Genomic DNA, 12,372 nt, shown 5'->3' on the forward strand with positions numbered 1-12,372 from the left:
CGACGGGTGTCGTGCGGACTCGCTCACCGTACGCTCTTGCAAGCGGTTTGCAACAACGGACGTCTCGCACACTGGGAACCCCGTGTGCCGCGTCGGTGTTCCCCTCGCGGCAGACTGGCCCCGCCGCGTCCGCCCGGACCCGGCACCCGCACCGTCCCCCAGCCCGAGGAGAAACCCGTGAGCGAGCGCCTCGCCGTCGGCGACACCGCCCCTGACTTCACCCTGACCGACGACACCGGCGCCGAGGTCACCCTGTCGTCGTTCCGCGGCCGCAAGGTGATCGTGTACTTCTACCCGGCCGCGATGACCCCCGGCTGCACCAAGCAGGCCTGCGACTTCACGGAGTCCCTCGACTCCCTGCAGGCCCAGGGCTACGAGGTGCTCGGCCTCTCCCCCGACAAGCCGGAGAAATTGGCGAAGTTCCGGGAGAAGGAGTCCCTGGGCATCACGCTGCTCTCCGACCCCGACAAGGCCGTGATGGGCGCGTGGGGCGCGTTCGGCGAGAAGAAGCTGTACGGCAAGGTCGTCGAGGGCGTCATCCGCTCCACGGTCGTGCTCGACGAGGACGGCGTCGTCACGCTCGCGCAGTACAACGTGAAGGCCACCGGCCACGTCGCCAAGCTGCGCCGCGACCTCGGCCTCGCCTGAGCCCCGCTCCACCCCGACCACCCGCCGAGTCGGCAGCAAGTTACTGCCGACTCGGCCAGGGGTCTCCGGCGATGCGGGCGTGCAGGTGCTCGTCGTGGTGGACCCCGTCGGGGTAGCGGTAGCTCTGCCGCAGCGTGCCCTCGAGCGCGAAGCCGGCGCGACGGGCGACTCCGCACGAGCCGATGTTCTCGACCGCGTGGAACAGGTGCACACGGTGGCAGCCCAGCCGCTCGTGGGCGAAGGCCGAGACCGCGCGGACCGCGGCGGAGGCCACCCCGCGACCCCGGCCCCAGGGGGCGGTCCAGTAGCCGACCTCCACGTCGCCCTGCTCCAGGTCGAGGTGGTGCAGGGAGACCGCCCCGACGAGCAGGTCCTCGTGGTCGGCGACCGCCCACGAGGCGTGGGTGCCGTCCGACCAGTCGTTGCGCGAGCCGACCCAGGCCTCCAGCTCCTCGGGGTCGGTGGGCCCCGGGTTCCAGGTGCGGGTCACGGGGTCGGTGAACGCCTGGACGAGCATCGGGACGTCGGCCGGCAGGTACAGGCGCAGCACCAGCCCGTCGTCCGCGAGGTCGATCCGGTGCGGCCCGGCGGCCAGGACGGCGGCGGGCGCGACGTCGTCGGCAATGTCCTCGCTCACGGGGGCAGCGTAGGTGCCCCGCGACGGCCCTGCCGACCAGGGTTCCTAGACTGACCCCCGGCCTCCGGGCCGACGAGCCGAAGTGGTGGAACAGGCAGACACGCAGCACTTAGGATGCTGTGCCCCAGGGCGTGCGGGTTCAAGTCCCGCCTTCGGCACTCCCCCCGCGGCGCGCGGTCTGCTCAGCGCAGCCGCGCCGCCGCCACCGGGCCCAGCTCCCGCAGCGCGCGGCCGCGGTGGGAGATGGCGTCCTTCTCCTGCTTGGTGAGCTCTGCGGTGGTGCGGCCGGGGAGGTCGTCGGCGACGAAGAGGACGTCGTAGCCGAAGCCACCCTCCCCGCGGACCTCGCGGACGACGTGGCCGTCCATCCGGCCCTGCACGACGGTCTCCCCCGCCGGGCCGTCCCCGTCCACGAGCGCCACGGAGCAGCGGAAGTGGGCACCGCGCCGCTCGTCCGGGACGTCGTGCAGCTGCGCCAGGAGCAGCGTGTTGTTCCGCTCGTCGCTCTTGGGCGGCCCGGACCAGCGCGCCGAGAGCACGCCCGGCATGCCGTTGAGGGCGTCCACGCAGAGCCCGGAGTCGTCGGCCAGGGTCGGCAGCCCGGTGGCGGCGAACCCGGCCCGAGCCTTGATCAGGGCGTTGCCGTCGAAGTCGGGTGCGTCCTCGACCGGCTCGTCGTAGGCGGGGACGTCGTCCAGGCCCACGACCTCGATGCCGGGCAGGTGCTCGGCGAGGATGCGCTGCATCTCCGCCACCTTCTTGGCGTTGCGCGAGGCCAGGTGGACGCGGACGCTCCCCGCTGCCGTCATCGCGCGAGAGCCTCGTTCTGCAGCGCCGTCAGGTCCGCGCAGCCGCCCGCGGCGAGGTCGAGGAGCGCGTTGAGCTCCTCGCGGTCGAAGGCCGCGCCCTCGGCGGTGCCCTGCACCTCCACGAACGACCCGGCGCCGGTCATCACGACGTTCATGTCGGTCTCGGCGCGCACGTCCTCGACGTAGGGCAGGTCCAGCCGCGGGACGCCGTCGATGATGCCCACGGAGACCGCGGCCACCGAGCCGGTCAGCGGCTCGCCGGTGAGGGCACCGGTGGAGCGCAGGTGGGAGACGGCGTCGGCCAGCGCCACGTAGGCGCCGGTGATGGCCGCGGTGCGGGTGCCCCCGTCGGCCTGGAGGACGTCGCAGTCGAGCTGGATCGTGTTCTCGCCCAGGGCCTCGTAGTCCACGACGGCGCGCAGCGAGCGCCCGATGAGCCGCGAGATCTCGTGGGTGCGCCCGCCGATGCGGCCCTTGACCGACTCGCGGTCGGAGCGCGTGTTGGTGGACGCCGGGAGCATCGCGTACTCGGCCGTGACCCAGCCCAGGCCGGAGCCCTTGCGCCACCGCGGCACGCCCTCGGACGCGGAGGCGGCGCACAGCACCTTGGTCCTGCCGAACTCCACCAGCACCGAGCCCGCCGCGTGGTCGAGCCAGTTGCGGGTGATCGTGATGGGTCGCAGCTCGTCGTCGCGCCGGCCGTCCTCGCGTGCAGTCATGACCGCGACGCTATCCCCCGACGCGTGAGCGGGTCACTTCGGCTCGGAGGTCAGCACCCGCCGGAAGCCGATGACGAAGGGCAGCACGACCCACAGCAGGATCGAGGTGACCACGGCCAGCGGCTTCTTCTCCAGGAACATCACCGTGGGGTCGTTCTCCGCCGCCAGGTAGGGCGCCATCGAGTAGTTCATGTCGATGTAGGGGATGACGTCCGGCGCCCAGCTGAGCAGCGCCAGCAGGATCGAGTAGACGACCAGCGGCAGCAGCAGCGCCACCACGTAGAAGAAGGCGATGCCGCCCGGCGAGGACAGCGTCACGGTCGCCAGGCCGAAGGCCATGAGGAAGTAGCAGAGCAGCTGGACGATGATCCAGGTCAGCGTCGCCGCCGGCAGGTTCCACTCCGGCGAGGTGCCGTCGATCCCGGCGTTGACCACGTTGGCGATCGCCGCGAGCCCGACGGAGACGACGATGACGCCGACCGCGAAGAGCACCACGGCCACGAGCTTGGCGAGGAGCACCCGGAGCCGGTGCGGCTCCAGGGTGAAGGTGACGAGGCTGGTGCGCTGGCCCCACTCGCTGGTGACGGCGATGATCGGGAAGACCGGCAGCAGCAGCGTCAGCGGGGTGATCATCACCTGCACCCAGCCGTTGAAGCCGATGCCGAGGTCGTTGAGCTGCACGACCAGCTCGGTGATGCCGATGGCCGCGACCAGCAGCAGGCCCGTGATCAGCATCAGCCAGAACCCGGCGCGGGTGTCGGTCATCTTGCGCCACTCGACCCCGACGAGGCGGGTGAACGGGACGCGGGCGGTGGCGCTGACGTCGATGGCCAGCGGGGCTGCGGGGGCGGCGTGGCTCATGCGGAGGCTCCCTGGTCGGCGGGCTGGCTCGCGGGGGCGCCGGGCGCCTCGCGCTGGGTGTCGGAGGTGAGCTCGAGGAAGAGGTCCTCGAGGTTGACGGACGTGGCGCGCAGGTCGGTGAGCACCACGCCGGCCTCCAGGGCGGCGCGGCCGATCACGGCAGGCTCGGCCGCGACCTGCAGCCCGGCACCGGCGGGGTCGACCTGGACGCCCTGGGCACGCAGGGCCGCCGCGAGCCGGTCGTTGTCCTCGCTCATGGTCTGGCTGCCGCCCTGGCTGCCGGCGGTGAGCGTCTCGCGCGTGCCGCGGGCGACGATCCGGCCCTGGCCGATGACCACCATCTCGTCGGCGATGATCTCGACCTCGTGCAGCAGGTGGCTGGAGAGCAGCACGGTGCCGCCGCGGTCGGCGAAGCCCTTCAGCAGCCCCCGCATCCAGCGGATGCCCGCGGGGTCGAGGCCGTTGGCGGGCTCGTCGAGGATGAGCACCTGCGGGTCGCCCAGCAGCGCGTGCGCGATGCCGAGCCGCTGCCGCATGCCGAGGGAGTAGTTGCGGATCTTGCGCTTGGCCTCGGTGTCCGTGAGCGAGACCAGCGCCAGCATCTCGTCCACCCGGGACGACGGCAGCCCCATGACCTTGGCGCCGAGGCTCAGCACCTCGCGGCCGGACCGGCCGGCGTGCTGCGCGGAGGCGTCGAGCAGGACGCCCACGTGCCGCCCGGGGTTGGGGATGTCGGCGTAGGCGTGGCCACCGATGAGGGTGCGACCGGAGGTGGGCTGGGTCAGCCCGACCATCATCCGCATGGTGGTCGTCTTGCCGGCGCCGTTGGGGCCGAGGAAGCCGGTGACCCGGCCGGGCTCAGCCGTGAACGACACGTCGTCCACGGCGGTGTACGCCCCGTAGGTCTTCGTCAGGGCCTCGACGGTGATCATGGCCTTTACCCTGCCATGCGGGCCCAGACATCCGCCTCGGGGATCACCCTGGTCCGCGGCCGTGTCGCGCAGGAGTGGTGCCAGCACCCCCGACGCCAGGGACCAGGGCCCCGGCACCAGGGCCGCGCGCCACCAGCCGCGGGTCAGAGCTCGACGAGCATCCCCGGCTCGGCGAGCGAGATCCGCCCACCGCCGAACGTGCTGCGTGCCTCGTCCACCTGCGGGGCCTTCTCGTACCACGGCGGGATGTGGGTGAGCACCAGGTGCTGCACCCCCGCCTCGGTGGCCAGGGTGCCGCACTCGGCGGCGGTCAGGTGCAGGTTCGGCGGGTTGACGTCGCCCTCGCGGAACGACGCCTCGGCCAGCAGCACGTCCGCGTCACGCGCGAGCTCGGTCAACTGCGGGCAGGGCCCGGTGTCGCCGGTGTAGGCCAGCACCGCCCCGTCCACCTCGATGCGCATGCCGTAGGCCAGCACGGGGTGGTCGACGGCGCGGGTGTGCACCGTGAACGGGCCGACCCGGACGCCCTCGGCGGGTGCGTCGGCCCAGTCGAGGAAGTCGAACTCCTCGCTCATGCCCGGCTCCTCGGGCAGGTCGTAGGCCCGCGCCATGCGGCCGGCGGTGTCCTCGGGGCCCCAGACGGGGATCATCGGCTGCTGCCCGGTGGGGTGGTACTTGCGCATCACGTAGTAGCCGCACAGGTCGAGGCAGTGGTCGGCGTGCAGGTGGCTGATGAGCACCGCGTCGACGCCGAGCGGGTCGCTCCAGCGCTGGAGGTTGCTCAGCGCGCCGCTGCCGAGGTCGACGACGACGCGCCAGGTGCGCTCACCGGTGCCGTCGTCGAAGGGCGCCTCGAGCACGTAGGACGAGGCGGGCGACTCCGGCCCCGGGTAGGAGCCCGAGCAGCCGAGGACGCGGAGCGTGGGCCGGGCGCTCATGCCGACACCTCGCCGCAGGGACGGGCACCGCGCTCGACGCGGTGGCCGCGGGGGGCACCGTTGCCCGCCGGGGTCGTCACAGGACACACAGGAGAGAGGTTAAGCGCAGGTGACGACGGTGTGCACGACCGGGCTCCACCACCCGGTCGCGGGCTGCGTCCCGGCACGCTCACCGCGGGGCCGCGCGTGGCACGGATCTCACCACCGGTACGCACCGTGCACACCTGCTAGCCGGCCACCCGGGAGATCTCTCCCGCGACGGGCCACGGGTTGAAGGTGCAGCCGCCGAGGTCCTTGGACTGCTGCATCATCACCGGCGCCGGCTGACCCGACCCCGGGCAGGTGCTGTGGCCCTGGCCGAGCCAGTGCCCGGTCTCGTGGTTGACGACCATGTGCCGGTAGTCGCGCAGCGAGCCGTCCGCCTCGTTCCAGGCCGGGGACGCGTGCCGCCACCGGGTCTGGTTGATCACCACGTAGCGGCCGACGCGGCACGACCACTGCGTGGAGCACTCGCTCGAGAAGTCGGTGAGGGTGGAGGCCTCGGCGAGCACCAGGGTGAAGTCGCCGCCCGAGCGCACGCGGGTGAAGCGGACGCCGGCCGAGCGCCAGCCACGGGCGTCGTCGTAGGTCTGCTGGGCCAGGCGCTTGAAGCGGCGCACGCTCGCCGAGACGTCCCCGCGGGTCTCCACGTGGTAGGTCACCGACCGCGAGACCCCGACCCGGTGCCGCACGCGCGGGGTCCGCTCGCTGCGCTTGGTGGCCGGCACGAGGCCGCGCCCGGTGGCGCGGGCGACCACGAACAGCGTCGCGCCCACGTCCGCGGGCTGGAGGCGGTAGCGGCGCCCGGAGCCGACCTCCACCCCGCCGGCGCGGTACCAGGTGATCCGCACCCGGGCGGGGCGGTGCTCCCAGCGTCCCTGCCCGGCCCGCAGCACGCGGCCGTAGCGGGTGGTGCCGGCGACGCGGGGCGCGCGGGTGGCACGGTTCTCGGCGCGCCGCACGCGCGTGGTCCGACGGGACGTGGCGGTGCCGCTCGCCCCGTCCGTGGCCGTGGCCGTCACGACCACGGAGAGGCGGTTGCCCAGGTCCTCGAGCGAGGGCCGGTACCGCTTGCCGGTGGCCCCCGGGATCTCCTCGCCGGCCCGCAGCCACTGGTAGGCGACGCTCACCTCGGACGGGGAGCGCCCCCAGCCGCCGCGGCTCGCGACCAGCGGCTCGCGGAACCGCGGCTCCCCACTGACCGTGGGCCGCTCGGTCGCGGTGAGCACGTCACCCTCGGCCGCCGAGGCCGGGGGCGCGAGCAGCAGACCGCCCACCAGGAGCAGGCAGGCGAGGACCGGGACCCGCAGCGGGCCCCACGACGGGTCGCGCAGGGGGCTCAGGCCCAGAGCTGACCCTCGAGACGGTCCTCCGCCTCGTCGATCGTGCCCTCGTAGGCTCCCGTGGACAGGTACTTCCAGCCGGCGTCGCACACGACGAAGGCTATGTCAGCCTTCTCCCCCGCCTTGACAGCCTTGGCGGCCTGTCCCATGGCGGCGTGCAGGATCGCGCCGGTGGAGATGCCCGCGAAGATGCCCTCGTTGTCGATCAGCTCGCGCACCCGGCGGACCGCGTCTCGCGGGCCCACGGAGAAGCGGGAGTCGATCATCTCGGGGTCGTAGAGCTCGGGGACGAAGCCCTCGTCCATGTTGCGCAGGCCGTAGACGAGCTCGCCGTAGCGGGGCTCGGCCGCGACGACCTTGACCTCGGGCTTGGCGCGACGGAAGAACCGGCTGATGCCCATGAGCGTGCCGGTGGTGCCCAGGCCGCCCACGAAGTGGGTGATGGAGGGCAGGTCGGCGAGCAGCTCGGGGCCGGTGCTCTCCTCGTGGGCGAGCGCGTTGGCCGGGTTGCCGTACTGGTAGAGCATCACCCAGTCGGGGTGCTCCTCGGCGACCCGCTTGGCCACGCGCACGGCCTCGTTGGAGCCGCCGGCCGCGGGCGAGGAGATGATCTCGGCGCCCCACATGCGCAGCAGGAGGCGACGCTCCTCGGAGGTGTTCTCCGGCATCACGCAGACCATCCGGTAGCCCTTGAGCTTGGCGGCCATGGCCAGGGAGATGCCGGTGTTGCCCGAGGTGGGCTCGAGGATCGTGCAGCCGGGGCGCAGCAGCCCGTCCTTCTCGGCCTCCTCGATCATCCGCAGCGCCGGCCGGTCCTTGATGGAGCCGGTCGGGTTCTGGTCCTCGAGCTTGGCCCAGAGACGGACGTCCGGGCTCGGCGACAGGCGCGGCAGACCCACGAGCGGGGTGTTGCCGACGGACGCGAGCAGGTTGTCGTACCGCATGGGTGTCTCTTCAGGTGCCTTCGTGGGTGGGGGGTGCGCGTCAGCGCAGGAACGCGGCGGGGTCGAAGTCGTCGAGGTCGATGACCCGGACCCGCGGCAGCGGGGAGAGGAACGCCTTCACGTCGTCCTCGAGGTCGTGGACCTGGAGGCCGAGGGCCGTGAGCTGGCTGGAGGTGAACTCCCGCAGCGCGACCAGGCCCATCTTGGCGCCGGTGCCGAGGAGCCCCTCCATCTGGGGGGCGAAGTCGCCGTCGTGGCTGACGAGCAGCACGTCGGTGACGGGGCCCTCGTCGTCGCCGTCGAAGGCGCGCGCCGTGAGCTCCTCCAGCGTCCGCTGGATACCGATGTCCACGACCTTCTGGTCGGGACGCCCGGACAGCGGCACCGGCCGGTAGCCGATCGCCAGCAGCGCCTGGATGAACGGCGTGGGGAGGTGACCGCCCGAGGCGTTGAGGAAGAACAGCCCGACGACGGGCTGGTTCCACAGCTTCTCGGCGTAGTTGATCACCCGCTCCCAACGGGGCCGCTCCTCCGGCGTGGGACGGCGCCCGAGCAGGGAGTTGCCCAGGGTCGCGTCGATGTTCTCGCCGTCGACCAGGACGACGGTGCGTCGCTCGTACTGGGGGATCTCCACGATGGGCGCCGTCCTCGCTGTCGTTCCGCTGCTGGGGTGCTGCTGTGCTGACCCTAGGGCGACCCTAGGGCAGTGTCAGGCGTCAGCAGCCACCCGCGACGGCGGGCAGCACGACGACGGCGTCGCCGTCGGAGAGCGGGGCCTCGAGGGAGCCGAGGAAGCGGACGTCCTCGTCGTTGACGTAGACGTTGACGAAGCGGCGCAGGACGATCTCGCCGCCCTTCTCCTCGACGAGACGGTCCTTGATGCCGGTGTACTTGGCCTCGAGGTCGTCGATGAGCGCGCTCAGGCTGGCGCCCTCACCGGTGACGGCCTTCTCGCCGCCGGTGTAGGTGCGCAGGATGGTCGGGATGCGGACCTCGATGGCCACGGGGTGCTCCTTGCTCGGGACTGCAGTGTCGGTGGTGCGGCCCGCACCGGGTGGTGCGGACGGGGTTCTGGTCGGCGCTCGCGGGGCGAGGCCGGTGCCGGTCCGGTCCAGGGGGCCGGGCCGACGGCGGCCGGCTCAGGCCGGCGGGAGGGCGGCGACGACGGTGACCTCTTCCTCGGTCACCTCGCCGTCGACGATCCGGTAGGAACGAAAGTCCACGGGGCCCTCGTTATTCCCGTGCTCCCTCGTGGAGACCAGGACGTAGTGGGCGCCGGGCTCGTTCGCCAGCCCGATGTCGGTGCGGCTGGGGTAGGCCTCGGTGGCGGTGTGCGAGTGGTAGATCACCACCGGCTCCTCGTCGTTGGCCCACATCTGCTTGTAGAGGTCGAGCAGCTCGGTGGAGTCGAACTCGTAGAACGTGGGGCTGCCGGCAGCGTTGACCATCTCGACGTGGCGCTCCGGGCGGTCGGACCCCTCGGGCCCGGCGACGATGCCGCAGCACTCGTCGGGGTGGTCCCGCTTGGCGTGGGCGACGATCGCGTCGTACGTGGCCTGGTCGATGGTCAGCACGCCTGCCAGCGTAGGGGCGAAGAGGGCGCCACCCCGCATCCGACCGGGTGCCGGACGCCCCACCCGTCACGGCGTCCGGGTGTGCCTGTCGTGCTCAGCGCACGAAGCGCGTGACGCTCTCGCCCGCCACGACGTCCGCGATCCGGCGGTGCATCTCCCCGGCCATGTCGGGGAGACCGTCCAGCGGCCACCAGCGGACCTCGGTGTTCTCGTCGTCGCCGACCGCGGCCTCGCCGCCGACCCAGGTGCAGGCGAAGGTCAGGTCGAGGTAGATGCCGAGGTCCCCGTTGCCGTGGCGCACCTCGTCGCTGACCGAGACCGAGGCGAGCCGGTCGACGGTGACCTCGACGGAGGCCTCCTCCAGCGCTTCCCGGCGCGCGGCGACGGCGGGCTCCTCCCCCGGGTCGACGATGCCGGTGATCGGCGCCCAGCGGCCGTTGTCGGCACGCAGCGTGAGCAGCACCTGCTCGTCGTGGACCACCACGGCGGTGACGGCGGGCAGCCACAGCCGGTGGGTGCCCACCATGGCGCGGAGCTCGGCGACGAACGGCGGGATGGGCATGGGGCTCCTCGCGGGGATGGGTGGTCCGGCAGGACGGCCGGGGTCAGTGCGTCAGCGCGTGGACCAGGGTCTCCTGGAGCCCACCGACCCAGTCGTAGACGTCGTGGGCACGAGCCCGCGGGTCGTCGTCCGGGAGCGAGGCCCAGTACTCCTCGTCGTCGTCCTCGACCCCGAGGCGGACGGCCAGGGCCAGGCGCAGGTCGGTGAAGGAGCGCAGCCACAGCTGCGCGTCGGGCTCGGCCAGCTCGACGTCGATCACGAGCGCGTCGTCCTCCTCGAGCTCGTCGGGCAGGCCGCCCTCCTCGAGGCCGTCGATGATCGCGGACGCCGCACGGGCCTTGCCGTCGCGCAGGGTGTTCTCGGTGAACCGGCGGAAGTCGGAGGCCGCTTCCTCGTCGTCGGTGTAGGCCGTCGGGAACAGCCGCGCCAGCACCGGGTCCTCCGGCGCCGAGGTGGGGCCGCCGAAGTCGAGGAGCGCCTCGAGCGGGTCGCGGTCGTCGGGCACGGCCGCCTCGTGGTGCAGCAGCTCGACGAGCTGGGAGGCCAGCGAGCGCAGCAGGTCGGCCTCGAAGCCGGTGAAGGTGGCGACCAGGTGCTTGCTGCGCCGGTCGCGGTGGAACGCGCCCACGTCAGTCGTCCTTCTGCATCGTGGCCCACAGTCCGTACTCGTGCATCGCCTGCACGTCGCGCTCCATCTCCTCGCGGCTGCCGGCGGAGACCACCGAGCGCCCGTCCTCGTGCACCTCCATCATCAGCTTCTCCGCCTTCTTCTTGGAGTAGCCGAAGTAGTGCTGGAACACGTAGGTCACGTACGACATGAGGTTGACGGGGTCGTTCCAGACGATCGTCACCCACGGCTTGGCCGGGGTGACGACCGGCTCCCCCTCGGTGGAGGAGGCAGCGGTCGGGTCGACCTCGACGGGGCTCGCAGCGGGCACCCGTCCATGCTGTCACAGCGGCCCCCGCCGCCCGGGTGGGCACCCCGGGCGTGGGCGAGGTCTCCTCCTCGACACCCGTCGGGGGTGGGACGACGGCGGCGCCGGTGGTGCCTAGAGTCGGGATCGTGACCCGCTCGACCGCGCTGCTGACCGACCAGTACGAGCTCTCGATGGTGCAGGCGGCCCTCGCCGCGGGCACCGCGTCGCGCCGCTGCGTCTTCGAGCTGTTCGGCCGCCGACTGCCCGAGGGGCGCCGCTACGGCGTCGTGGCCGGGACCGGCCGCGTGCTGGACGCGCTGGAGGACTTCACCTTCGACCCTGCGACGCTCGCGTTCCTCGAGCCCCTGCTGGACGGGCCCACGCTGGAGCACCTGGCCGGCTGGCGGTTCTCCGGCGACGTGCACGGCTACGCGGAGGGCGAGGTCTACACCGCCGGCTCCCCGCTGATGGTCGTGGAGGGCACCTTCGCCGACGCGGTCGTGCTCGAGACGCTGCTGCTCTCGATCTACAACCACGACTCGGCCATCGCCGCGGCCGCCTCCCGGATGACGATGGCCGCGGGCGGTCGCCCGTGCATCGAGATGGGCGCGCGGCGCACGCACGAGGAGGCGGCGGTGGCCGCCGCCCGCGCCGCCTACGTGGCCGGGTTCGCCTCCACGTCCGTGCTCGCCGCGGGCCTGCGCCACGGCGTGCCCACCGCCGGCACCTCCGCCCACGCCTTCACGCTGCTGCACGACACCGAGGAGGACGCCTTCCGCGCGCAGGTGGCCTCGCAGGGCGCGGGGACGACCCTGCTGGTCGACACCTACGACGTGGCCGAGGCCGTGCGCACGGCCGTCGCGGTCGCCGGCCCGGACCTCGGCGCGGTGCGCCTGGACTCCGGCGACCTGGGCGCCACCGCCGCCGCCGTGCGCGCCGAGCTGGACGCGCTGGGCGCCACCGGCACCCGGATCACCGTCACCTCCGACCTCGACGAGTTCGCCATCGCCGCCCTCGCGGCCGCCCCCGTGGACGGGTACGGCGTCGGCACCCAGCTCGTCACGGGCTCGGGCCACCCGACGTGCGCGCTGGTCTACAAGCTCGTGGCCCGCGAGGACGCCGACGGCGTGCTCCAGCCCGTGGCCAAGCGCTCGACCGGCAAGACGATGGTGGGCGGGCGCAAGTGGGCGCGGCGTCGCTACGACGCCGACGGCACGGCCGTGGCCGAGGTCGTGGGCACCGGGGACGCCCCGCCGCTCGGCGAGCACGAGCGTGACCTGCTGGTGCCCCTGGTGCTGGGCGGCGAGGTCGTCGGCCGGGAGCCTCTGGACGCGGCCCGCGAGCGGCACGCCCGCTCACGCGCCGAGCTCCCGATCGACGCGCAGAAGCTCTCGCGCGGGGAGCCCGTACTGGTCACCGAACGCGTGTGACCGGACCCTCAACGTGACC

16 protein-coding genes and 1 tRNA gene are annotated in these 12,372 nt (G+C 72.9%); 3 read left to right on the forward strand and 14 right to left on the reverse strand.

Features of this window, described 5'->3' with window-relative positions:
- Positions 1 to 177 precede the first annotated feature (177 nt).
- Positions 178 to 648: a thioredoxin-dependent thiol peroxidase gene (bcp, locus tag M8330_RS09100; RefSeq protein ID WP_250827072.1), complete on the forward strand. Its 471-nt coding sequence runs from the start codon at positions 178 to 180 to the stop codon at positions 646 to 648.
- Between the two features lie 40 nt (positions 649 to 688).
- Here the strand turns inward: bcp and M8330_RS09105 are convergent, their stop codons facing one another.
- Positions 689 to 1,285, reverse strand: coding sequence for a GNAT family N-acetyltransferase (locus tag M8330_RS09105; RefSeq protein ID WP_250827073.1), 597 nt, complete (start codon positions 1,283 to 1,285; stop codon positions 689 to 691).
- Positions 1,286 to 1,361: 76 nt separating this feature from the next.
- Here M8330_RS09105 and M8330_RS09110 point away from each other — a divergent pair.
- Positions 1,362 to 1,443: transfer RNA gene (locus tag M8330_RS09110), tRNA-Leu, on the forward strand.
- Between the two features lie 24 nt (positions 1,444 to 1,467).
- On the opposite strand, the gene rdgB is transcribed toward M8330_RS09110, so the two are convergent.
- From rdgB to clpS, 13 genes are all read right to left on the reverse strand, one after another.
- Positions 1,468 to 2,094 (reverse strand): RdgB/HAM1 family non-canonical purine NTP pyrophosphatase, encoded by a 627-nt coding sequence (gene rdgB, locus M8330_RS09115; RefSeq protein WP_250827074.1) that lies wholly within the window; start codon positions 2,092 to 2,094, stop codon positions 1,468 to 1,470.
- Positions 2,091 to 2,813: a ribonuclease PH gene (gene rph / locus M8330_RS09120; protein WP_250827075.1), complete on the reverse strand. Its 723-nt coding sequence runs from the start codon at positions 2,811 to 2,813 to the stop codon at positions 2,091 to 2,093. The genes rdgB and rph overlap by 4 nt, the downstream gene beginning before the upstream one ends.
- A 33-nt stretch (positions 2,814 to 2,846) precedes the next feature.
- Positions 2,847 to 3,674: a hypothetical protein gene (locus M8330_RS09125; RefSeq protein WP_250827076.1), complete on the reverse strand. Its 828-nt coding sequence runs from the start codon at positions 3,672 to 3,674 to the stop codon at positions 2,847 to 2,849.
- Positions 3,671 to 4,606: an ATP-binding cassette domain-containing protein gene (locus M8330_RS09130; RefSeq protein WP_250827077.1), complete on the reverse strand. Its 936-nt coding sequence runs from the start codon at positions 4,604 to 4,606 to the stop codon at positions 3,671 to 3,673. The genes M8330_RS09125 and M8330_RS09130 overlap by 4 nt, the downstream gene beginning before the upstream one ends.
- Before the next feature lie 143 nt (positions 4,607 to 4,749).
- Positions 4,750 to 5,544 (reverse strand): MBL fold metallo-hydrolase, encoded by a 795-nt coding sequence (locus tag M8330_RS09135; RefSeq protein ID WP_250827078.1) that lies wholly within the window; start codon positions 5,542 to 5,544, stop codon positions 4,750 to 4,752.
- Between the two features lie 227 nt (positions 5,545 to 5,771).
- Positions 5,772 to 6,860: a DUF3152 domain-containing protein gene (locus M8330_RS09140; protein WP_250827079.1), complete on the reverse strand. Its 1,089-nt coding sequence runs from the start codon at positions 6,858 to 6,860 to the stop codon at positions 5,772 to 5,774.
- 62 nt (positions 6,861 to 6,922) lie between these two features.
- Positions 6,923 to 7,870: a PLP-dependent cysteine synthase family protein gene (locus tag M8330_RS09145; protein WP_250054012.1), complete on the reverse strand. Its 948-nt coding sequence runs from the start codon at positions 7,868 to 7,870 to the stop codon at positions 6,923 to 6,925.
- A 40-nt stretch (positions 7,871 to 7,910) separates the two neighbouring features.
- Entirely contained in the window at positions 7,911 to 8,504 is a 594-nt protein-coding gene (locus M8330_RS09150) for an NYN domain-containing protein (protein ID WP_250054014.1), read from the reverse strand.
- An 82-nt stretch (positions 8,505 to 8,586) separates the two neighbouring features.
- Positions 8,587 to 8,874 (reverse strand): MoaD/ThiS family protein, encoded by a 288-nt coding sequence (locus tag M8330_RS09155; RefSeq protein WP_250054016.1) that lies wholly within the window; start codon positions 8,872 to 8,874, stop codon positions 8,587 to 8,589.
- Positions 8,875 to 9,009: 135 nt separating this feature from the next.
- The gene (locus M8330_RS09160; RefSeq protein ID WP_250054018.1) at positions 9,010 to 9,444 is read right to left on the reverse strand and encodes a M67 family metallopeptidase; all 435 of its coding nucleotides are present in this window, start codon (positions 9,442 to 9,444) and stop codon (positions 9,010 to 9,012) included.
- Between the two features lie 94 nt (positions 9,445 to 9,538).
- Positions 9,539 to 10,006 carry an NUDIX hydrolase gene (locus M8330_RS09165; protein ID WP_250827080.1) on the reverse strand — a complete coding sequence of 156 codons (468 nt, stop codon included), beginning with the start codon at positions 10,004 to 10,006 and terminating at the stop codon, positions 9,539 to 9,541.
- 43 nt (positions 10,007 to 10,049) lie between these two features.
- Positions 10,050 to 10,634 (reverse strand): DUF2017 domain-containing protein, encoded by a 585-nt coding sequence (locus tag M8330_RS09170; RefSeq protein WP_250054022.1) that lies wholly within the window; start codon positions 10,632 to 10,634, stop codon positions 10,050 to 10,052.
- Position 10,635: 1 nt separating this feature from the next.
- A complete protein-coding gene (gene clpS, locus M8330_RS09175; protein ID WP_372490194.1) occupies positions 10,636 to 10,944 on the reverse strand; it encodes an ATP-dependent Clp protease adapter ClpS in 309 nt (102 codons plus the stop codon).
- Between the two features lie 125 nt (positions 10,945 to 11,069).
- Between clpS and M8330_RS09180 the strand changes: the two genes are divergently transcribed.
- A complete protein-coding gene (locus M8330_RS09180) occupies positions 11,070 to 12,353 on the forward strand; it encodes a nicotinate phosphoribosyltransferase (RefSeq protein ID WP_308196260.1) in 1,284 nt (427 codons plus the stop codon).
- Positions 12,354 to 12,372: the final 19 nt, after the last annotated feature.

The sequence above is a fragment of the Nocardioides bruguierae genome, from assembly GCF_023656415.1.
GTDB lineage: Bacteria > Actinomycetota > Actinomycetes > Propionibacteriales > Nocardioidaceae > Nocardioides > Nocardioides bruguierae.